Origin of the sequence: Flavobacterium branchiarum (assembly GCF_030409845.1) — a bacterium.
Lineage (GTDB): Bacteria > Bacteroidota > Bacteroidia > Flavobacteriales > Flavobacteriaceae > Flavobacterium > Flavobacterium branchiarum.
The window spans coordinates 110,929-131,491 of record NZ_JAUFQQ010000005.1; the positions used below are offsets into that span (position 1 = coordinate 110,929).

Below are 20,563 nucleotides of genomic sequence, written 5' to 3' on the forward strand. Positions count from 1 at the left end.
TTTAAAAAACTGAAGACTGAGACTGCCCTTCAACTCCGCTCAGGATGACACTGAGACTGTAAACTCAAAACTGTGACTGAAGACTGTGACTGAAGACTGTGACTGAAGACTGAAAACTGAAACAGTAAACATAATTTAAAAAAAGAATAGCGTTTGTTTTTGTAAAATAACTAATAACTGTATTTTTGCAACACAAAATAAAAAATCAGCAATGGGAAGAGCGTTTGAATTTAGAAAAGGTAGAAAAATGAAGCGTTGGTCAGCAATGGCCAAAACATTTACCCGAATTGGTAAAGATATTGTAATGGCTGTTAAAGAAGGTGGCCCTAATCCAGATGCCAATTCTAGACTTAGAGCTGTTATACAAAATGCAAAAGCTGCCAACATGCCGAAAGACAATGTTGAACGTGCGATAAAAAATGCCAGCAATAAAGATACTGCCAACTACAAAGAAATTTTATTTGAAGGTTATGCTCCTCACGGAATTGCTATATTGATAGAAACTGCATCTGATAATAATAACCGTACTGTAGCGAACATTCGTAGCTATTTTAATAAATGCAACGGAACTATGGGGACTCAAGGTTCTGTCGAGTTTATGTTTGACCATACTTGTAACTTCCGTATCCCTAAAGGTGATCTTGATCCTGAAGAATTAGAATTGGAATTAATCGATTTTGGTGCTGAAGAGGTTTTTGAAGATGAAGATGGTATCTTAATCTATGCTCCTTTTGGAAGCTTTGGGGCACTACAGAAAGAACTTGAAAACAGAGGTATAGAAATTCTGTCTTCTGGCTTTGAGCGTATTCCGCAAATCACTAAAGAACTTACTGAAGATCAAATTGCAGATGTAGAGAAACTGATCGAAAAAATAGAAGAGGATGATGACGTAATGAACGTATATCATACCATGAAAGAAGAGTAATCTATTACTTTATATATCTACGAAACTCCAGAGAAATCTGGAGTTTTTTTTTATGATAAACTAGAATTAAAATAAAATCATAACTCCTATTCAAAATAGTTTTTTATGTTTGCGAGAATTAAAAAATCCAAGTCTTATGAAAAAAATTTTATTCTTATTTAGTACTATTCTCCTAACATTAGCCTCTTGTTCATCGGATGATAATGAAAAAGAAACTCCATTAATTTTAGTAAAAAAAAGAATAATCTCTGACCTCAACGGCCTTGTTATAACAGGCAATATAACCTATAATGGAAATAAAATAGTTAGTAATAAAGATGAAGATGGTGATGTTAGATATACTTACACAGGAGACTATATTACTAAAATAGAAGTATTCCTAAATGATGGTAGTCTTGCTGTAACAAATGAATATACCTATGCTAATGGAAAGCAAACTAGTGCTGTAATAAAAGTACCTAATACCACGACCTATTCTAAAACACTATATACTCATAACACAAACGAAACAATTACTTATGAAAGTTTTAGAATAAATGCTACTACTGGTGCAAAAACTGAAGAAAGTACTGGGAAATATACATCCAAAAACGGGAATCTTGTAATATCAGAAAGTTCTCGTAATGGAGTTAAAACAATAAGAATATATGAGTATGACAACCAAAATAATCCATACAAAAATGTCTTAGGTTTTAATTTATTAGTAGATTCAAATACAGCTAGTAATAATAATATCGTAAAAGAAACAAGCATCTCTGAATCTAGTGGTAGTGTTCCAGTTACTACAGCAACTTTTTCTTATAAGTATAACGAAAACAACTACCCAACAGAAAAAGTATATACTATTCGAAATGAAGCCCCATCTCCAACATTTCTATATTTTTATTAAATAAATAACATCAAAAATAAAATTCATTTTGAGCTTAACCTCGTTTTACTAAATCACCAGATTTTATAGCGACTAGCTATCCAAAGAAAGAGTATAAAAAAGATAGACTGAATTCAGAATAGGATGCACAATCAGTTCTGCATAATCTTCTACCTGATTTAATGAACTACTAATGGAGAAAAATGCATTTCATTGAAACAAAACTCAGACAATCAACTAGAGCAATAATTAAGAGGGGAACGAACTGAGGAGACTAAATAAAACAGAGAGTATTAACATTAAATATGAAATTAATTAAAAATGAAATTTTACACATTTTTTAATACTGACGAATTAAATACTATCGGAGATTACCCTCAAATAGAAAAATCTGAAAACTATAATTTATCATCTCCAGATTCATATTGGAATGTTCCTTGGAATCAATTCCCTAATTTCAAACCATTATATAGTATAAAAATTAGAGATAAAGCGTTAAACACTAATTTCTTACATTCCCTACCAGGTTTTAAAGGACTTACAATTGATGATAATTTAAAAAACATAATCGAAAAATTCAATCTACCACCTCATCAATTTTATAAAATAGAGGTCGTACATCGCAATCAGGAATTAAAATATCATTGGTTTCATTTTATTGAGAGTCTTTTAGGTTATATTGATTTCGAAAAAACAACATTTGAATTATTTCAAAAATGGCCATTAACAGTACTAAAAGAAATTAAAGTTTCATCAATAGAAGAACTTCATAAATTAGAAGTGGAATTAAATTTTGAAAAAGAAATTCTAATAAAAAAAATAGCTTTACTAGATACTTTTCCTAATTATGATATTATTAGCCTAAACAATATTACTCCACTTATATTAGTAAGTGAAAAATTGAAAAAAACATTAGAAGAATCTGAACTAAAAGGTTTTGAATTTAAAGAATATAAGCAGTTAGTTATGATGGAACAGAAATAAGACTAAGTGCATCCAAAAAAATAAGGAATAAGACCAAACTTACCCTTAAAGCCTCTTCAAAGAGCCAGTAATAGACAAACTTCCTAAACTATTCTAAACAAAAAAAGCTCCAGAAGTATCCGGAGCTTTTTAATATATAAGAGTATTATCTACTACTTTACAAATTCTATTTTTTGAACTTCTTCTTCATTGACACTGTCAAAGAAACCTTGTTCGTTCATCCAATCATCGCTAAACACTTTACTCATGTAACGTGAACCATGATCAGGAAATATTGCTATTATATTACTATCTTTAGTAAACTCCCCTTCTTCTGCATATTGCTTAATTGCTTGCATTACTGCACCAGATGTATATCCTACAAATAAACCTTCTTTTCTAGTAACTTCTCTTGCAGAGTGAGCGCTTTCTTCATCGGTAACTTTTATAAACTTATCGATGATATCAAAATCTGTAGCCGATGGGATAAGATTTTTACCTAAGCCTTCTATACGGTAAGGATAAATTTCTTTGCTATCGAATTCTCTTGTTTCGTGGTATTTTTTTAATACCGATCCAAAAGCATCAACTCCTAGAATTCTAATATTTGGATTTTGCTCCTTTAAGAATTTTGCAGTTCCCGAGATTGTTCCTCCAGTTCCACTACAAGCAATAAGATGCGTTATCTGACCTTTTGTTTGTTCCCAAATTTCTGGTCCTGTAGTGTTGTAATGTGCATCAACATTTAATTGATTAAAATATTGATTGATATAAACCGAACCTTTGGTTTCTTCATGCAATCTTTTAGCAACATTATAATAAGAGCGTTCATCATCTGCAGAAACGTGCGCGGGGCAAACATATACTTTGGCACCTAAGCTACGTAACATGTCAATTTTATCTTTGGATGATTTTGAGCTAACAGCGAGTATGCAATTATAACCTTTTATAATGCTAACCATTGCTAAGCTAAAACCTGTATTGCCGGAAGTAGTTTCTACAATTGTATCTCCTGGAGATAAAATCCCTCTCTTTTCGGCCTCTTCAATAATATATAATGCAATTCTATCTTTTGAGGAATGTCCTGGATTAAAAGCTTCTACTTTTGCGTAGAAATTACCTTCTAACCCTTCTGTGATTTTGTTTAGCTTAATAAGCGGTGTATTCCCTATTAACTCTAAAACGTTGTTGTAAGCAGTTATTTCTTCTTTCATAAAAAAATAGTTAATCGAGGGTATTTTTAAATTAACCTCGACAGGATGCAAATTTAACAAAAAAAATCTAATTACATTTTAATTTTCTCTAAATCTAATAAAAAACTAAACTCTTTGGCTAGTTCTTTTAATGCTTCAAAGCGCCCGGAAGCTCCGCCATGCCCTGCATCCATGTTTGTATTTAGGAATAATAAATTATTATTAGTTTTTTTATTTCTTAATTTGGCCACCCACTTGGCTGGCTCCCAGTATTGCACCTGAGAATCATGTAACCCAGTAGAAATGTACATGTTAGGATATTCTTGAGCACTTACATTGTCATATGGCGAATAAGACAACATATAGTCATAATATTTCTTTGTATTCGGATTTCCCCACTCATCATACTCTCCTGTAGTTAACGGAATACTACTATCTAACATTGTGGTCATAACATCTACAAAAGGTACTTGAGCAATTACTCCATTATATAATTCAGGAGCCCAATTTACGATAACTCCCATTAAAAGCCCACCTGCAGAGCCTCCTTCGGCATATAAATGCTCAGGAGATGTATATTTTTGTTCAATTACATATTTAGAACAATCTATAAAATCTGTAAAAGTATTTTTCTTTTTTAATAATTTACCATCTTCATACCATTGTCTTCCTAAATCTTCCCCTCCACGAATATGTGCTATTGCAAAAATAAAACCTCTATCTAGCAATGATAATCTCGTAGATGAAAAATAAGTATCCATTGTAATTCCGTATGAACCATATGCGTAAAGCAATAATGGATTCTTACCATTTTTCTCCAATCCCTTGCGGTAAACCATAGAAATAGGCACTTTTACGCCATCTGTGGCTGTAGCCCAAATACGTTCTTCGATATAATTATCTTTATCAAATTCACCTCCCAAAACTTGTTGTTCCTTTAGGATAACTTTAGTTTTCGTTTTCATATTAAAATCGATAACCGAAGATGGAGTAGCTAAAGATTGATAACTATAACGTAAAATATCTGTATCAAAATCAACATTAGTAGTGGTAAAAGCGCTGTATGTTTCGTTTTCAAAAGGCAAATAATAATCTGGTTCGTCATTCCAAGGCATGATTCGGATGTGGTTTAAACCATTCGAACGTTCCTCAACAACCAAATAATTCTTAAAAATTTCAATGTCTTCTAATAGAACATCTTCTCTATGCGGAATAAGATCTTTCCAGTTTTTCTTTCCAGTAGCATTTTCAGGCGTTTTCATTAACTTAAAGTTAGTTGCCTTGTCTTTATTAGTTAGAACGTAAAAATGGTCTTCAAAATGCGAAATACTATATTCTAAACCACGAATACGAGGTTGGAAAACAACAAATTCTCCATCGGGATCATCAGAGTTTAATGTTCTGTACTCAGAAGTCAAAGTACTTCCTGAACTTATTACAATATATTTTCGTGATTTTTCTTTACCTATAGAAACATTAAAGGTATCATCTGTTTCTTCAAAGATTAAAATATCATTAGCTGAATCAGTATTTATTTTGTGTTTAAAAACTTTATCAGCACGAAGCGTTACCTCATCTTGCTTGGTATAAAACAACGTTTTATTGTCATTTGCCCAAACAGAACCTCCTGTTGAATTTTCAATTTTGTCGGAAAGAATTTCACCTGTCTCTAAGTTTTTAATCTGAATTGTATAAATTCTTCTCCCAACAATATCCTGTGCAAAAGACACAAATTTATTATCCGGACTTATACTCAAGCCTCCTAATTTAAAATAGTTATGCCCTACAGATAATTCATTACAATTGAATAAAATTTCTTCATCTGCAGTTAAACTTTCTTTTTTTCGAGAATAAATTGGGTAGTCTTTGCCCGTTTCAAAACGAGTTATGTAAAAATATCCATTATAAAAATAAGGAACCGACTCATCGTCTTCCTTGATTCTAGCTTTCATTTCCTCGTACAATGCTTTCTGTAAATCTTTAGTATGCGCTGTCATACTTTCGTAGTACGCATTTTCTTGATTTAGATAATCAATGACTTCAGGGTTTTCTCTATCATTCAGCCAAAAATAATTATCAATTCTAACTTCTTTATGTTTTTTTAATGACTTAGGAATTTCTTTAGCTATTGGAGCAGCAATTTTATTTGGCATTTTTTGAATTTTAATTTTAAAATGAATTTACAAAAATAACATAAACGAACACGCAACTTAATTCTTTTTTATGTAAATTAACACTTGATTTTAAAATTGAATTAGTAATTTCGTTCAATAATTTAAAAACTACCGAAAATGGATTTAATGGGAATGATGGGAAAACTTAAAGAAACCCAACAAAAAATGGAAGACACTAAGAAACGATTAGATACAGTTTTAATAGATGAGCAAAGCGCTGACGGATTATTAAAAGTTACTTTGACAGCTAACCGAAAAATAAAATCAATTACAATTGCTGATTCTTTACTTGAAGACAAAGAGCAATTAGAAGATTACTTAATTGTAACATTAAATAAAGCCATAGAAAAAGCTACAGATGTTAACCAAACGGAACTTGATGCTGTTGCAAAAATGGATATGCCAATGATTCCTGGAATGGATGATTTGTTTAAATAAGACACTCAATACTTGCAAAACACAAAGGTTCAAAGATTTACACTATTAGTAAACTTTGAACCTTTTTATTTATGAAGCTTTTAAAAATTAATGCTTCCGCGAAAAAACACATCAAAAGATAAAAAAGGCTCAAAGCTTCAAAATTTCACACCTGTTAGCAAATTTTGAACCTTTGAACCTCAATATCTATGAAACTTTCTCTAAATCTTCTGTAACGTTTCTAAAACATACGTATGCATTACTTGTCTATAATCAAGATGCGTTACAATTCTAAGTTTACCGTGCCCCATCGAACTTATTGAAATATTTTTCTGTTTTAATTTTTCTATCAAAAGTTGCTCACTAAAATTAGGTTGCAAAGAAAAAATCAAAATATTAGTTTCTACAGGCTCTATTGAAGCTACCCAATGTTTCGTGCTTAAAACTGCCGCAATTTCTTTTGCTCTGCGATGATCCTCGGCTAATCTTTCTAAATTATTTTCTAGTGCAAAAATTGCTGCTGCTGCCAAATAACCAACTTGACGCATTCCACCACCCAGCATTTTTCGAATTCGCAATGCTCTCTTAATATCTGCTTTAGACCCTAATAACATAGAGCCAATAGGTGCACCTAATCCTTTAGAGAAACAAACAGAAATAGTATCAAATATTTGACCGAATTCTTTGGGATCTTGCCTTTTAGCAACTAATGCATTCCAAATTCTAGCTCCATCTAAGTGGAACTTCAAATTATTAGCATCACAAACTCTCTTTATCTTCTTTAAGTCTTCAAGTTCATAACAGGCACCTCCTCCTTTATTAGTAGTGTTTTCAACACATACTAAACTTGTAAGTGGACTATGGTAAAATTCTGGATCATTAATCGCTCCTGCAACCTGCTCAGCAGTGATCATACCACGATTTCCGTCTAGCAAACAGCAAGAAACGCCGCTATTAAACGAAGCTCCTCCCCCTTCATAATGAAAAACGTGTGCATATTTATCGGCAATTAATTGCTCTCCTGGTTGTGTATGTAATTTTATTGCGGTTTGATTTGCCATGGTTCCTGATGGAAAAAATAACCCTGCTTCCATACCAAACATTGTTGCTACTCCAGCTTCAAGTTCAATAACCGTCGGGTCTTGCTTGTAAACATCATCTCCAACTTTAGCATTGAACATGTATTGCAACATTTCAACACTTGGTTTGGTGATTGTATCACTAATTAAATTTATTTCCATATTATAAAAACTATATCTTATTTTTGTCCAACAAAATTACGTATTTCGTGTTTTCTAATTCAATGAAGTTATATAAATTTTACCCCATTAGAAAACTGTTAAGCAATTAAACGAATTATTTATAAAAATCTTATTAAAACTACTAATAATTTATGACAACTACCGAACAAATAAAAGGTATTGTAGAGCGCCTTGGTGCGTTGAGGAGGTATCTTTGACGTTGATGCCAAATTAATTGAAATCGCTAACGAAGAAGAAAAGACTTTTGCACCCGATTTTTGGAACAATGCGAAGGAAGCCGAAGCCATTGTAAAGAATCTGAGAAACAAGAAAAAATGGATCGAAGACTACAACAAAGCTATCGAGCTTACTGATGAACTTCAAATTGCCTATGATTTCTATAAAGAAGGAGCTATTTCAGCCGAAGAATTAGATGCCCATTACAAAGCTGTAGAATCTCATATTGAAAACATTGAGTTTAAAAATATGCTTTCTGATGAAGGGGATAGTTTAAGTGCCGTAGTTCAAATTACTGCTGGTGCTGGCGGAACCGAAAGTTGCGATTGGGCAGGAATGCTTATGCGTATGTATATGATGTGGGGCGAAAGCTATGGCTACAAAATAAAAGAGCTTAACTTTCAGGCTGGCGAGGTTGCGGGTATAAAAACCGTTACTCTTGAGTTTGAAGGCGATTATTCTTTTGGTTATTTAAAGGGAGAAAACGGCGTACATCGCTTAGTTCGAATCTCTCCTTTTGATAGCAATGCCAAACGTCATACTTCGTTTGCATCTGTTTATGTGTATCCACTTGTAGATGACAGTATTGAAATCGACATTAATCCTGCTGATATTGAAATTACGACTTCGCGCTCTAGTGGTGCAGGAGGACAAAACGTTAATAAAGTAGAAACAAAAGTTCAATTGGTACACAAACCAACTGGAATTCAAATTCAATGCTCTGAAACAAGATCACAACAAGACAACAGGCAACGTGCTATGCAAATGTTACGATCTCAATTATATGAAATCGAATTAAAAAAGCAACAAGCGCAACGTGCCGATATTGAAGCAGGGAAAATGAAAATCGAATGGGGATCACAAATTAGAAATTATGTGATGCAACCCTATAAATTAGTCAAAGATGTACGTACTGGTTATGAAACTAGTGATGTTGATGGAGTAATGAACGGTGAAATCGACCCTTTCCTAAAAGCATTTTTAATGATGATGGGACAAAAAGAAGAAGAATCTTAATTAGAACCCAGCAATTTTTGCTGGGTTTTTTATTACTCTAAAGTGGCCCAATTAAAGAAACACCTACTCCTATCGTTGTTTGCAAATTATTATAATCAATTAAAGTTTCTCCATAACCATGGGTTGCCAAAAGAAATCCTTTCAAATTTCCAGCAATTGGATACGACCAAGAAAGTGCAGCATTCCCCCTATTTTTATTAAAACTTAAATTATTGCTTCCTGTAAAAGTAAACACGCTTTTATTTTTAGTATAAATTATATTAATATCTCCACGTCCTATATATTGAGCAATGTCAGGATTATCATCTTTTGTTGCGCGAAGCCTTAACCACGGTCTTACATATACACTCCAATTATCGCGATCAAATCCTAAATGAAATATAATTCGGTTCCAACTTCTAGAGAAAGGCAATCCTTTTCCATTTGATTCATGATTAAATGCAACACCAGCCATTCGCATATTAAAACCTAAAAATTTAAAATTAAGTGGGTAATTAAAAATAACCTCTGGCTCATAGTTGATTTCTCTAAAAGGTCTTGATAAAGTTTCATTGTAAATCTGCCATTGGGACTTCTGCGTATATGCAACCCACAAATCACCTTTGCCAAAAAGAGCATTGTGAAAAATTTTTGTTTTAAAACTAAGCTGGAACTTTGTTTCAAGATTATTATAATTTGTTCCTGGTGGCGCAACATACTCTGGTTTACCATTACCTGAATAAGGTTGCTCATTAGGAGAACTATACCAATTAAGAGGCAAGATATAAATAGGCTTGTATGGTGTTACCAAGAATGTTCCGTTTGATGACTCTGGAGTTAGTTCCCACCTTTCAGATATTGTATGTAGCTGAGTAGGTTTACTAAACAAGTCTTTTACTTGAGAATAAGTAAAGAAAGAATTAAATAATAGGAAAACGAGTATTTTTTTATTTAAAAATATTTTCATAAACTTTTCGGTGTTTTTATAGGGCATAAAACAATACTACCAAAAGAATAAAGATAAAAACGTCCAAAAAAGGGCGAAAAATCCATAAAAATAAGGCGCTCACGTAAGTTGAGCGTTTTTTTTTGTTTAAAAACGAAGCTTCAATTAATTACGAATAAGCCACCAATAAATACCGCACAAGCATCGATTAAATATCTATAAGAGTTAAGTATAGATTAAAAGAACTAAAAAAAACTTTAAACCTATCAAAAACAAGCTATTAGAGAGTTTGTTTACTCGTATTTAAACTGATTTTAACTATTGATTAAAGTTAATTTAAACCTGAATTTCGATATATTGATAAAGTGTAAAAAAATACTCTTTTCTATTATTGGGTTGCGTATTGGGTTGCATATTGGGTTGCTTCATCAATGCGAAAAATATATACATAGAATGCCCCGTAAAAGCATATTAATAAAGCTAAAGCTAATAAAAACACATCTAAATACCCCCCAAAAACGCAAATAATAACACCTAAAAACAATTATCTTACTGATTATTAGTGAGTTGAATTTTTAACTCATTGAATTTATATGGATACTGCCTTTATTAAGGCTAAAACCTTAACTTTCTTCAATGAATAAATTAAAATTTATTTGTTTTTTTAACTACCGTTGATTCTATTTTGTCTATTATGTTTTGAGCTAAAGGATCGTTAAATTCAAAATCATCTTCAATACTTTTGGAATAAACTTTTTCATATAAAACTCTAACAACTATTTTTTGGCTCTCAATGGTTTCTTTTTGACTTTCGACCAATTTAGTTAGTAATTCAATTTCTTTATTTAAATCTTCTTTAAATTCAATTTTATCGGCATTTAAAATCCTTTCTGTTTCAGGTTTCAACATTTTACCTTTTCCCGTCAACAACCAGTTAGCGTCAATATCTTTACATTTTGTAATAATTAACACGTAATTAATACTTCCTCTCCTGTGCCAAGCCGATAAAGTACTCTGGCTTATTCCTAAATATGTGGCAAAATCAACATCCTTTTTAAAACCTAGATGCTTTTTTACTTCATTTATAATCAACGACTTGTCCATTAATGTGTAAATTATATTAAAAATAATATTTCAAAGTGTAATTTATATTACATATTGTAATATATTTGCATTATTGGTATTTCAATTTCAAACAAATATATGGAACAAAAAGACATAGAAAACATTAAGACATCAATAAAATCTAAAATTGAAATTGGGGATTATATTACATTAAGTAAAGTTTTGGATTTAAAAAGAGAGACCGCCGTTTCTAGATTTAATAGAAATGATAAAAATACAGTCTTAATAATGAAAAAAATAATTAACGAAAAAGAAGTGCTAATTAATAAAGTTAAAAAATATGCTTTCAATTTATGTAATGCACAATAATACTCTAAGTGTGAAAAAAGCATACTTAAAAAGTTTTTTTTCTAACAGATTATTTATTAAAAGATTTTATAGAAATAAAAAGGAATACACAAAAACAATACTGATTTATTAGAATTTAAGTCAATGTCTCGTGTTTTCAAATTCCTTGATTGAAGAGGCTTTTGGAAATATGGAAAGCCAAAAGATTCTTATCGATACGATTATCAAGGTTGACAAAATATTTAATCATTAAAATAATGAAACTTCAAAAGGAAATAAGCCTTTAAAAAAAAGTAAACAAAAAAAAGGGAGCTCTTGTGAAGCTCCCAAAGTCAATAATAAATTATTAACCGAATAGAACGACAAAATTATGAAAAATCAAGTCATAAAACCAGAAGAATTATCGCAGTATTTATTTGTGATGCCTAACAAAGTATTAGTAACCGAAGTTACGTTTTTAAATGGGCTTAAATCAAAGATTGTTACAGGAATACCCCGGGTATTAATTGGAATGAGATATATCAAGGGGTTAAGATGTCATTGAGCACGCAAAAAAATGTTGCATCTATGGAAAGTACGTTGTTTGAAAAAGAAGAAGGTGTCTTAGAGGCTTCAACTTTTTATTCAAAAATTGATTACAATCAGAGTAATAGATTAACAGGGATTTACGCCAGTGAGTTTTTTACAAAAATTGGTTACACAACACATTAATAAAATTCCATCACCCCTATCATAATATGGAAAACCCTTTATAGACAAAGGGTTTTAGTGTTTTAATAAGTAAACAAAATTATGTGTAAAAAAAACAAGAGCAATCTAATTATTTAAACGTGTTTTAAATAAGAAACAAATAGCAATTAAAGAAGGTTTAGGCGAAAATACGATTGGAATATAGTTAAAACATTAAAAAAAACAAAGTGGCAAACGCAATCAAACAATTAGAAAATCGATTTTAACTAGTAATAAAAATATTGAAAACAAATGGATAGAGAATTACGACTTGAAGAATTACAAACAGTATTAGAGTATTGTACGGCAAAAAACAAAAGTGTCTTTTCAATTGGCGAAAGGATTTGCATAAACCAAGAGCGTGGAATACTTATGAATGATGATGTAATAATTAACAGACCATTTGAATACTCTAAAAAAATGCAATCAAAGATAGATTTCACTTTATCTAAAATAGAAAATCAAAAAATAATTTAAAAATAAGAGAATATATGAATGAGATTTTAATGTATGGAGAGATTGGTTTTGATATTACCGATTCTCAATTTATTGAACAACTTTCTGCTTTAAATGGACAAGACGTAAAGATTAGGGCTAACTCTCCAGGGGGAGCAGTTTTTCAAGGCTGGGCTATGTATAATGCAATTATTGAACATGGACAATGTGATATACAAATAGACGGTTTAGCGGCTTCAATGATGACAGTTATAATGTTGGCAGGACGTAAAATTACGGCTTCAAAAAACGCTATGATTATGATTCATAATCCGTCATTTCTAAATGGAGAGGATAGGGAAAAATCACCCTCAGAAATACAACTTTTAGACAAAGTTAAAAAATTGATAACTGATAGCTATTCTGAACGAACAGGGCTAAGTATTGATGAAATTACATTAATGTTAGATGCCGAAACATGGTTAACAGCTCAGGAAGCTTTTGAACAAGGGTTTATTGATGAAGTCACAGAGGAAGTTTTACAGAAAACAGCTCCAAACACAAAAGTCAAAAACCTTAAAGCCGTTTATATGAGTTATAAAAAAGAAATTAATAAATCACAGTCTTTAACGGCTCTATTAGGTTTAAAACATAATTCGGATAGCGGTACTATAATTCAGTCGGTAAAAAGTTTAAAAAACAAAAACATATCACTTGAAGCCGAAAACAGAAGGATTAAAACCGAAATATTAAACAACCAAAAAATCGAAGCAAAAGAGTTAATCACAATTGGAATCAAATATGGGGTTATCAATAAACATTTAGAAGCTGTACAGTTATTAGCTTTCGAACGAAATTTCAAAAAAACAAAAACTGATTTACAACTAGCTATAAGCGAGGTTCAAAATTCACAAGCTCTAAATCATAATCACAAACTAATTAGGGAAGTTGTTTTAGGACGAAAAAAACAAGTTGAGGAGGTTAAAATTACTGATAAACCTAAAAGCGAATGGACTTTACAAGATTACAGAAAACACGCTCCAAAGGAATTAGAGAACGACAAAGACCTTTACACAAAATTAATTAAAGAAGAGTATAACCATTAAATTTTTAAATATTTTATATTATGAGTACATTGAATAAACAAGTTTGGACTAGCCAAATTATGGAAAAATTTTACCCTGAGGCATCATTCTTAAATTACGCAAAGGATATGACTGATTTAGTCGATAATGACAAAATCAATTTAGCTGATTGCGGTTTTGATCCTGATGTTTTAATTAATAATAAAACTTATCCAATTCCGATAGTTCAGAGAACCGACACGCCTCTTTCTCTTGAATTAGATTTGTACGAAACGGAAAACACACTTGTTAGAAGTCCAGAAGCTGTGGAACTTGCTTACGATAAGTTAGAAAGTGTTATCTATGGACACAGAAACGTTTTGAAAGCAATGACAGGACGAAAAGCGGCGCACGCTTATGCTCCAACGGAAAACACTACAAATACGCCAATTCTTGTAACAACAGGAGATAATAACGGCGAAGGTTATAAGCGTTTAGTACCCGAAGACATTTTAAAGTTAAAAAAGAAGTATGATCTGTTAGATATTCCTTTTGAAAACAGATATTTAGTACTTGACCCAAATCACGTTGAGGATTTAATTCTATATGATATTAAAGCGTTCAAAGATATTACGGACTTTGTTAACGGTACACCTAACCGTTTTGCAGGCTTTAACGTTTTGCAATACACGAAAACCCCGCTTTACAATTTCGTTACTAAAGAAAAACAGGCTTGGGGTTCTATTGCAGATGCAAACTCAACTTTCGCTTCGTTCTCTTTCAGTTCTGAGGAAGTTATGAAAGCAGACGGTAGCGTGAATATGTTCGAACGTCAAAATGACCCCGAATTAAGAGCGACTATAGTTGGTTTTGATAAAAGATTTTTAGCGCTACCAATAAGAAATAAAGCACTTGGTGCTATTTTGTCAACTAAAATTTAAGTTCTATGAATGCATATGAGTTTATTATACAAATGAAAAACATGGCATCGTCTCCGCTACAACAAATAGCGGCGAGTGTTGGCATGACTAATAATAGAGTTCAGGGATTAAACGGTACTTTTAGAAGTACCGAAAGTTCCTCAAACTCCTTTTTCTCTTCTATGGGGTCGGGCTTTAAAACAGTAATTGGTTTAGTCGGTGCGTTAGGTATTTCACTTGGTGTTGTTGCTGGAGTCAAGGCTATATTCAATATGGGGGTCGAAATGGAGCAAACAAATACAAAGTTTGAAGTTTTGCTCGGTTCCGTCGGTAAGGCTCGGGATATGCTCGGGCAATTAAACGCATATGCCGATGCAACGCCTTATAGTAATGAGGGGATTATAAAAGGAGCTGAAACAATGCTTGGTTTTGGTATTGCCCAGCAGAAAGTAATGGGTAATATGAAAATGCTAGGGGATGTTGCAATGGGTAATGAGGCACGTTTAGACTCATTATCCTTGTCTTTTTCTCAAGTCATGGCTACGGGGCATTTGATGGGACAAGATATGAATCAAATGATTGGTCAAGGTTTTAACCCACTTCAAATAATATCCGAAAATACGGGTATTTCAATGGGAAAATTAAAGGATAAAATGGAACAGGGTGTTATATCTTCGGGGATGGTTTCGGAAGCTTTTAGACTTGCTACTGCTGAAGGTGGAAGGTATCACGATATGGCTAAAAAAATGGCTGAAAGTGCGGGCGGTAAATGGACTACAATGACAGGAACATTTAAAAATCAAATAAGCCGAATAGGCATGGCTTTTGCCGAATGGATAAAACCATTATTTGACGTGGGTACGGCTGTAGCTGAAAATATTATGCCTTTTGGACATGCTGTAGCAAATGTTGTTAAATGGATTATTGAGGCAAAACCGTTATTGTTTTTCTTTGGAGCTTTGGTTACCACATTGGGAGTTTCATTTGTTGCAGCTAATGCAAGCTTTTGGATATTCTCGGCTCAATTTGCTTTATTTGAGGCACGACTTTGGTTAGCAACTACAGCGCAAACCGCTTTCAATTTTGCAATGAACATGAACCCTATTGGTTTGGTTGTAATTGCTATTACCGCACTAGTTGCTATTGTTTGGGCGTGTTGGAATCGTTTTGAAGGATTTCGTGGCGTGATAATGGGAACTTGGGAAGTGCTGAAAGGCTTTGGAAGTGCCATAAAAGATTATGTGATTAATCGCTTTCACGAATTGTTATCGGGGATTACTGGGATAGGCGGCGCACTACTTGCTTTCTTTAAAGGCGATTTTAAAAACGCTTTTGAAATTGGTAAAAAAGCCGTAGGCGATTTGATGGGTGTTGACTCTAAGAAAAAACTCTTTGACGATGGTTTGAAAGCGGCTCGAACATTTTCTAAGGGGTACAATGATGGTGTTAGTATGAAAGCTAAAGAAGTAGGCGTACAAACAAAGGATTCGAAAACCCCAACGCCAGACTATTTGAAGCAGGATAAATCAAAAGTTTTTGCCGACTTGATGAATGATACTGGAAAAGGAAAAAAAGGAAAAGGAAAGGGAGAAAAAGGCGATAACATTGTTTCGGGAGGTTCTAAAATGACAACCATTAATGTAACAATTCATAAGTTACAGGATGATACAAAAATATTTGTTGAAAATACTGAAAAAGGAATTGAAAGATTAGGCGAAGCGGTGCAAGAAATAATATTAAGAGCTGTAAATAGTGTAAACCAAATGCAAACCAGTTAATATATGGAGAGTAAACAAGAGCGTTTAAATAGGAGAAATAAAGCAATACGAACTAGTTTTGAGAATAAAACGAAAGCGCAAACAAAATGGACGATTGAAGCTGTAATAGAGAGTATTGCAAAAGAATTTTATTTGTCTGTCAGAACTATTAATGCGGTAATATCGTATGAGGGAATTTACAAATAAAATATTTTGTATATTTGCATTGTCAGACTTGCGGGTCGGGCAAAGCTCAATAGAATAACATTATGCTAATCTATTGTTCGATAGCATAAAAAAAGCCCCAATCGGGGCTTTTTTTATTTATTCTCTACTAATTGACTCAATTAGCAAAAAAAAAAGACTAATTCATCTGGGTCGTGTACAGAAACGAAAGATATGTTTAAACCTTGTTTTGTTGATTATTGAATACTTTGCCTCGTCACCGCATTAAAAAAAGCTTTAATTGTGGCTTTAATTGCTTTTTAAATGATATTTAATTTTTTTTATATATGTCTAAAAAAATGGAAATTTTGTTTTTAAAAAATGGAAATTTTGTTTTTGCGACTATATTTTTTGTGATAAAAATACGCCATAAAAAAACAAGTTAAGTTACATATTTAAATATAAATTTTATATCTCACACAACCTCATCAACTTACCAATCCACATATAGCGCTAAAAATCAGTAAATAATTAAATAAAAATAAACAATTACAGTAAATTAAAAACTATCAACAATTTAATATATTTAATAACGTTTCTATAATAATCACTTTGTTATTTTAACTTTTTATTAAAATGCGTCAAAATATAATTAGGTAATTAAATACGAATTGATTTTATTTGACAAAAATACCGCAAAACCCTAAAACTAATTAATAATAAATGAAATCCTATTCTATCCAAGAGATTAACGAAGTAATTAATGGTGTTATTTATGGTGACACGTCACAAAATATTACTGCAACAGAGCAATTAGACAAAGCCACCAATACCGAAATTTCGTTCATTGGAAATAAAAAATATGAAAAACATTGGCAAGACTCCAAAGCTAGTGTAGCTATTGTCAATGAAGATATTTCGATAGAACCTGGAGCTAATCGAGCTTTTATAAAAGTAAAGAATGCCGATTTGGCAATGTCACAAATATTAGCCCTTTTTGCACCGCCAGCACCAGTTTTTCATAACGACATTCACGTTAGAGCAGTTGTAGATGAGTCTGCAATTATTGGTGAAGGAGTTCGAATTGGAGCTGGATGTTATATTGGTCCTAAAGTTAAACTAGCCGATAATGTAACTATTTATCCAAACGTAACTATCCTTGATGAATGTATTATTGGAAAAAACACGACTATTTGGCCAGGAGCAGTAATCCGCGAGCGTTGTCATATTGGTAATGATTGTATCATTCATCCTAATGCAACTATTGGAGCTGATGGTTTTGGATTCCGTCCATGTAACGAAAAAGGATTAGTTAAAATTCCACAAATCGGAAATGTAATTATAGGAAACGGGGTAGAAATTGGAGCAAATTCATGTGTAGATCGTGGAAAATTCAGTTCAACTATTCTTGGAGATGGATGTAAAATTGACAATTTAGTACAGATAGGTCACAATAGTAAACTTGGTAAATTTTGTATCATGGCCGGAAATAGTGGTTTAGCTGGTTCTGTAACTCTAGGCAATGGAGTTATCATTGGCGGTAGCGCTTCTATTAAAGACCATACAACAATTGGCGATGGTGCAATTGTAGGTGCTGGATCTGGGGTTACTGGTGATATTCCTGCAGGTAAAACAATGTTAGGATATCCTGCTGTAGAAGCACGTGATGCTTTAAAACAATGGGCTATCTTAAAACGATTAGTTTGCGATTCTAAAAAATAAAAAATTATCTCAATATATTTTAAAAACAGAAGTTCACTCTTCTGTTTTTTTTGTTTTAATCTGTACGTAAGCATTTAAAACTTAATATTTTTCAAACTAATTACATCATATCAATTTATTTCGATCGATTTCGTAAATTAGCACACACTATTTTATAAAAACATTATTTTATTATGGATTTAAACTTCAATAAAAACGAAGATCACAATAAACTCTTACTTTCTGAACTAAAACAAAAATTTGCTAAAGTAAAATTAGGCGGTGGCGAAAAACGTATAGAAAAACTTCATTCAGAAGGTAAAATGACAGCCAGAGAGCGAATTGATTACTTGCTTGATGAAAATTCAAAAAACATAGAAATTGGTGGTTTTGTTGGAGACGGGATGTACGCTGAACATGGTGGTTGTCCATCTGGTGGTGTTGTTGTAAAAATAGGATACGTAAGAGGAAAACAATGTGTTGTTGTTGCCAATGATGCCACTGTAAAAGCAGGTGCATGGTTTCCTATTACTGCCAAAAAGAATCTACGTGCTCAAGAAATAGCAATGGAAAACAGATTACCTATAATTTATCTTGTAGATAGTGCTGGAGTTTATTTGCCTTTACAGGACGAGATTTTTCCAGATAAAGAACATTTTGGTCGCATTTTTAGAAATAATGCTCAAATGAGTAGCATGGGAATTACTCAAATAGCTGCCGTAATGGGGAGCTGTGTAGCAGGTGGTGCCTATTTACCTATTATGAGTGATGAAGCCTTAATTGTAGACAAAACAGGAAGTATTTTTCTTGCTGGAAGCTATTTAGTAAAAGCTGCAATCGGAGAAACAATTGATAACGAAACTTTGGGTGGTGCAACTACTCATTGTGAAATTTCGGGTGTTACCGACTATAAAGCTAAAGATGATAAAGATGCTTTAGATAAAATAAAAAATATTGTAGATAAAATTGGTGATTACGATAAAGCTGGATACAGTCGTATTAAAGCACAAAAACCTGCTTTAGATCCTTCAGAAATCTATGGGATTCTACCAAAAGCACGTAATGAACAATACGATATGATGGAAATCATTAAGCGTATGGTTGATAATTCAGAATTTGAAGCTTACAAGGAAGGTTATGGACAGTCTTTAATTACTGGTTATGCTAGAATTGATGGCTGGGCAGTTGGAATTATTGCCAATCAAAGAAAAGTAGTAAAAACTGCCAAAGGCGAAATGCAATTTGGAGGAGTTATTTACTCTGATAGTGCCGATAAAGCTACTCGTTTTATTGCGAACTGTAATCAGAAAAAAATACCATTAGTATTTGTACAAGATGTTACTGGTTTCATGGTAGGATCTAAATCTGAACATGGCGGAATCATAAAAGACGGAGCAAAAATGGTAAATGCTGTAAGTAATTCGGTAGTCCCAAAATTCACCGTTATCGTAGGTAATTCATACGGAGCAGGAAATTATGCCATGTGTGGTAAAGCTTATGACCCTAGACTAATCTTTGCTTGGCCTAGTGCAGAACTTGCTGTAATGGGAGGAACACAAGCAGCAAAGGTATTGGCTCAAATAGAAGCCTCTTCTTTAAAATCAAAAGGAGAAATCGTAGATGAAGCTAAAGAAGCTGAATTATTTGCTAAAATCAAAGCGCGTTATGACGAACAAGTATCGCCATATTATGCAGCTTCACGATTATGGACCGATGCTATCATTGACCCATTAGATACTCGCAAGTGGATTTCTATGGGAATAGAAGCTGCTAACCACGCTCCTATTACAAAACCATTTAATCTTGGAGTTATTCAAGTATAATTTTTAAAGTAAATAAAATTACAAGAAACATTTTTTACATCTCAAAAAATTACTATATCGTTAAAAATTAATAACTTAGCACTATATTTCAAATAACTATAGTATCATGGAAAATGTAAAAAATTTAAATAAATGGGCAAATGCGCACACTTATTTACCAGTAGATTTATTACGTATTGCTTTGGGGGTATTTTTATTTATGAAAGGAGTTTTCTTCATTACTAATATCCAGTATTTACATGATTTAATATCTCCAATTGACAAGTTTGGTGGCGGAATGTTCCTTATACATTACATTGCACCTGCCCATATGATTGGAGGTATTATGATTGTTTTTGGATTGCTTACCCGATGGGCAATTGGCGCACAGTTACCAATCTTATTAGGTGCAATTATGGTTAATTTTATGGGCGAAATGCATTCGCAAAATTTACTATTGGCAATTGCTGTTTTTATGGTATGCCTATTTTTCTTTTTTTATGGTAGCGGAAAACATTCAGCCGATTATTATTTTAAAATGCAACAATAACAAATCTAAAAAAACATTTAGAGACCAACACTTGCCTAATTATTATGCTATTTTTTTCTTAAAAAGT

Annotated in this window: 20 protein-coding genes; 15 read left to right on the top strand and 5 right to left on the bottom strand. The window is 32.4% G+C overall.

Annotated elements, in window-relative coordinates:
• Positions 1-211: 211 nt before the first annotated feature.
• The 3 genes from QWY99_RS12470 to QWY99_RS12480 all read left to right on the top strand — a co-directional run bounded on the left by QWY99_RS12470 (position 212) and on the right by QWY99_RS12480 (position 2,777).
• Positions 212-925 (top strand): YebC/PmpR family DNA-binding transcriptional regulator, encoded by a 714-nt coding sequence (locus QWY99_RS12470; RefSeq protein ID WP_290265762.1) that lies wholly within the window; start codon positions 212-214, stop codon positions 923-925.
• A gap of 136 nt (positions 926-1,061) precedes the next feature.
• Positions 1,062-1,814 carry a hypothetical protein gene (locus QWY99_RS12475; RefSeq protein ID WP_290265763.1) on the top strand — a complete coding sequence of 251 codons (753 nt, stop codon included), beginning with the start codon at positions 1,062-1,064 and terminating at the stop codon, positions 1,812-1,814.
• A 300-nt stretch (positions 1,815-2,114) separates the two neighbouring features.
• The gene (locus tag QWY99_RS12480; protein ID WP_290265764.1) at positions 2,115-2,777 is read left to right on the top strand and encodes a hypothetical protein; all 663 of its coding nucleotides are present in this window, start codon (positions 2,115-2,117) and stop codon (positions 2,775-2,777) included.
• A 152-nt stretch (positions 2,778-2,929) separates the two neighbouring features.
• Here the strand turns inward: QWY99_RS12480 and capA are convergent, their stop codons facing one another.
• On the bottom strand, positions 2,930-3,970 hold the full coding sequence (capA, locus tag QWY99_RS12485; RefSeq protein WP_290265765.1) for a cysteate synthase: 1,041 nt from the start codon (positions 3,968-3,970) through the stop codon (positions 2,930-2,932).
• A 71-nt stretch (positions 3,971-4,041) separates the two neighbouring features.
• Positions 4,042-6,102, bottom strand: a complete 2,061-nt coding sequence (locus tag QWY99_RS12490; RefSeq protein WP_290265766.1) for a S9 family peptidase — start codon at positions 6,100-6,102, stop codon at positions 4,042-4,044.
• Between the two features lie 138 nt (positions 6,103-6,240).
• Between QWY99_RS12490 and QWY99_RS12495 the strand changes: the two genes are divergently transcribed.
• A complete protein-coding gene (locus QWY99_RS12495; RefSeq protein WP_290265767.1) occupies positions 6,241-6,561 on the top strand; it encodes a YbaB/EbfC family nucleoid-associated protein in 321 nt (106 codons plus the stop codon).
• A gap of 200 nt (positions 6,562-6,761) precedes the next feature.
• Here QWY99_RS12495 and QWY99_RS12500 read toward each other — a convergent pair whose 3' ends face one another.
• On the bottom strand, positions 6,762-7,781 hold the full coding sequence (locus QWY99_RS12500; RefSeq protein ID WP_290265768.1) for a threonine aldolase family protein: 1,020 nt from the start codon (positions 7,779-7,781) through the stop codon (positions 6,762-6,764).
• 152 nt (positions 7,782-7,933) lie between these two features.
• Between QWY99_RS12500 and prfB the strand changes: the two genes are divergently transcribed.
• A protein-coding gene (prfB, locus tag QWY99_RS12505; RefSeq protein WP_290265770.1) for a peptide chain release factor 2 occupies positions 7,934-9,035 on the top strand; the annotation gives its coding sequence in 2 pieces (ribosomal slippage) (positions 7,934-7,996 and positions 7,998-9,035; 1,101 coding nt in all).
• Between the two features lie 37 nt (positions 9,036-9,072).
• Here the strand turns inward: prfB and QWY99_RS12510 are convergent.
• Together QWY99_RS12510 and QWY99_RS12515 are read right to left on the bottom strand one after the other, a co-directional pair.
• Entirely contained in the window at positions 9,073-9,981 is a 909-nt protein-coding gene (locus QWY99_RS12510; protein ID WP_290265771.1) for a phospholipase A, read from the bottom strand.
• Positions 9,982-10,605: 624 nt separating this feature from the next.
• Positions 10,606-11,052 carry a helix-turn-helix domain-containing protein gene (locus QWY99_RS12515; RefSeq protein WP_290265772.1) on the bottom strand — a complete coding sequence of 149 codons (447 nt, stop codon included), beginning with the start codon at positions 11,050-11,052 and terminating at the stop codon, positions 10,606-10,608.
• A gap of 111 nt (positions 11,053-11,163) precedes the next feature.
• Here QWY99_RS12515 and QWY99_RS12520 point away from each other — a divergent pair, with 111 nt between their 5' ends.
• The 10 genes from QWY99_RS12520 (at position 11,164) to QWY99_RS12565 (ending at position 20,496) form a co-directional block, all read left to right on the top strand.
• Positions 11,164-11,394 (top strand): hypothetical protein, encoded by a 231-nt coding sequence (locus tag QWY99_RS12520; RefSeq protein WP_290265773.1) that lies wholly within the window; start codon positions 11,164-11,166, stop codon positions 11,392-11,394.
• 546 nt (positions 11,395-11,940) lie between these two features.
• Positions 11,941-12,084 carry a hypothetical protein gene (locus QWY99_RS12525; RefSeq protein WP_290265774.1) on the top strand — a complete coding sequence of 48 codons (144 nt, stop codon included), beginning with the start codon at positions 11,941-11,943 and terminating at the stop codon, positions 12,082-12,084.
• Positions 12,085-12,354: 270 nt separating this feature from the next.
• Positions 12,355-12,579 (top strand): hypothetical protein, encoded by a 225-nt coding sequence (locus QWY99_RS12530; protein ID WP_290265775.1) that lies wholly within the window; start codon positions 12,355-12,357, stop codon positions 12,577-12,579.
• Between the two features lie 14 nt (positions 12,580-12,593).
• Positions 12,594-13,643, top strand: coding sequence for a head maturation protease, ClpP-related (locus QWY99_RS12535; protein ID WP_290265777.1), 1,050 nt, complete (start codon positions 12,594-12,596; stop codon positions 13,641-13,643).
• A 59-nt stretch (positions 13,644-13,702) separates the two neighbouring features.
• Entirely contained in the window at positions 13,703-14,542 is an 840-nt protein-coding gene (locus tag QWY99_RS12540; protein WP_290265778.1) for a hypothetical protein, read from the top strand.
• A gap of 5 nt (positions 14,543-14,547) precedes the next feature.
• Positions 14,548-16,299, top strand: coding sequence for a tape measure protein (locus QWY99_RS12545; RefSeq protein WP_290265780.1), 1,752 nt, complete (start codon positions 14,548-14,550; stop codon positions 16,297-16,299).
• A gap of 3 nt (positions 16,300-16,302) precedes the next feature.
• Positions 16,303-16,485 (top strand): hypothetical protein, encoded by a 183-nt coding sequence (locus tag QWY99_RS12550; protein WP_290265781.1) that lies wholly within the window; start codon positions 16,303-16,305, stop codon positions 16,483-16,485.
• A 681-nt stretch (positions 16,486-17,166) separates the two neighbouring features.
• On the top strand, positions 17,167-18,165 hold the full coding sequence (gene lpxD, locus QWY99_RS12555) for a UDP-3-O-(3-hydroxymyristoyl)glucosamine N-acyltransferase (protein WP_290265782.1): 999 nt from the start codon (positions 17,167-17,169) through the stop codon (positions 18,163-18,165).
• A 173-nt stretch (positions 18,166-18,338) separates the two neighbouring features.
• Complete coding sequence (locus tag QWY99_RS12560; protein ID WP_290265783.1) at positions 18,339-19,967, top strand: acyl-CoA carboxylase subunit beta; 1,629 nt, start codon at positions 18,339-18,341, stop codon at positions 19,965-19,967.
• 106 nt (positions 19,968-20,073) lie between these two features.
• The gene (locus tag QWY99_RS12565) at positions 20,074-20,496 is read left to right on the top strand and encodes a DoxX family protein (protein WP_290265784.1); all 423 of its coding nucleotides are present in this window, start codon (positions 20,074-20,076) and stop codon (positions 20,494-20,496) included.
• The last annotated feature ends 67 nt before the right edge of the window (positions 20,497-20,563 follow it).

Excerpts from the sequence above, each read along its gene's own strand:
- QWY99_RS12470 (WP_290265762.1), top strand. The coding sequence starts at position 212 with ATGGGAAGAGCGTTTGAATTTAGAAAAGGTAGAAAAATGAAGCGTTGG.
- QWY99_RS12535 (WP_290265777.1), top strand. The coding sequence starts at position 12,594 with ATGAATGAGATTTTAATGTATGGAGAGATTGGTTTTGATATTACCGAT.
- QWY99_RS12540 (WP_290265778.1), top strand. The coding sequence starts at position 13,703 with ATGGAAAAATTTTACCCTGAGGCATCATTCTTAAATTACGCAAAGGAT.
- QWY99_RS12490 (WP_290265766.1), bottom strand. The coding sequence starts at position 6,102 with ATGCCAAATAAAATTGCTGCTCCAATAGCTAAAGAAATTCCTAAGTCA.
- QWY99_RS12525 (WP_290265774.1), top strand. The coding sequence starts at position 11,941 with ATGGAAAGTACGTTGTTTGAAAAAGAAGAAGGTGTCTTAGAGGCTTCA.
- QWY99_RS12560 (WP_290265783.1), top strand. The coding sequence starts at position 18,339 with ATGGATTTAAACTTCAATAAAAACGAAGATCACAATAAACTCTTACTT.
- QWY99_RS12530 (WP_290265775.1), top strand. The coding sequence starts at position 12,355 with ATGGATAGAGAATTACGACTTGAAGAATTACAAACAGTATTAGAGTAT.
- lpxD (WP_290265782.1), top strand. The coding sequence starts at position 17,167 with ATGAAATCCTATTCTATCCAAGAGATTAACGAAGTAATTAATGGTGTT.
- capA (WP_290265765.1), bottom strand. The coding sequence starts at position 3,970 with ATGAAAGAAGAAATAACTGCTTACAACAACGTTTTAGAGTTAATAGGG.
- QWY99_RS12565 (WP_290265784.1), top strand. The coding sequence starts at position 20,074 with ATGGAAAATGTAAAAAATTTAAATAAATGGGCAAATGCGCACACTTAT.
- QWY99_RS12550 (WP_290265781.1), top strand. The coding sequence starts at position 16,303 with ATGGAGAGTAAACAAGAGCGTTTAAATAGGAGAAATAAAGCAATACGA.
- QWY99_RS12500 (WP_290265768.1), bottom strand. The coding sequence starts at position 7,781 with ATGGAAATAAATTTAATTAGTGATACAATCACCAAACCAAGTGTTGAA.
- QWY99_RS12480 (WP_290265764.1), top strand. The coding sequence starts at position 2,115 with ATGAAATTTTACACATTTTTTAATACTGACGAATTAAATACTATCGGA.
- QWY99_RS12475 (WP_290265763.1), top strand. The coding sequence starts at position 1,062 with ATGAAAAAAATTTTATTCTTATTTAGTACTATTCTCCTAACATTAGCC.
- QWY99_RS12495 (WP_290265767.1), top strand. The coding sequence starts at position 6,241 with ATGGATTTAATGGGAATGATGGGAAAACTTAAAGAAACCCAACAAAAA.
- QWY99_RS12545 (WP_290265780.1), top strand. The coding sequence starts at position 14,548 with ATGAATGCATATGAGTTTATTATACAAATGAAAAACATGGCATCGTCT.
- QWY99_RS12520 (WP_290265773.1), top strand. The coding sequence starts at position 11,164 with ATGGAACAAAAAGACATAGAAAACATTAAGACATCAATAAAATCTAAA.
- QWY99_RS12510 (WP_290265771.1), bottom strand. The coding sequence starts at position 9,981 with ATGAAAATATTTTTAAATAAAAAAATACTCGTTTTCCTATTATTTAAT.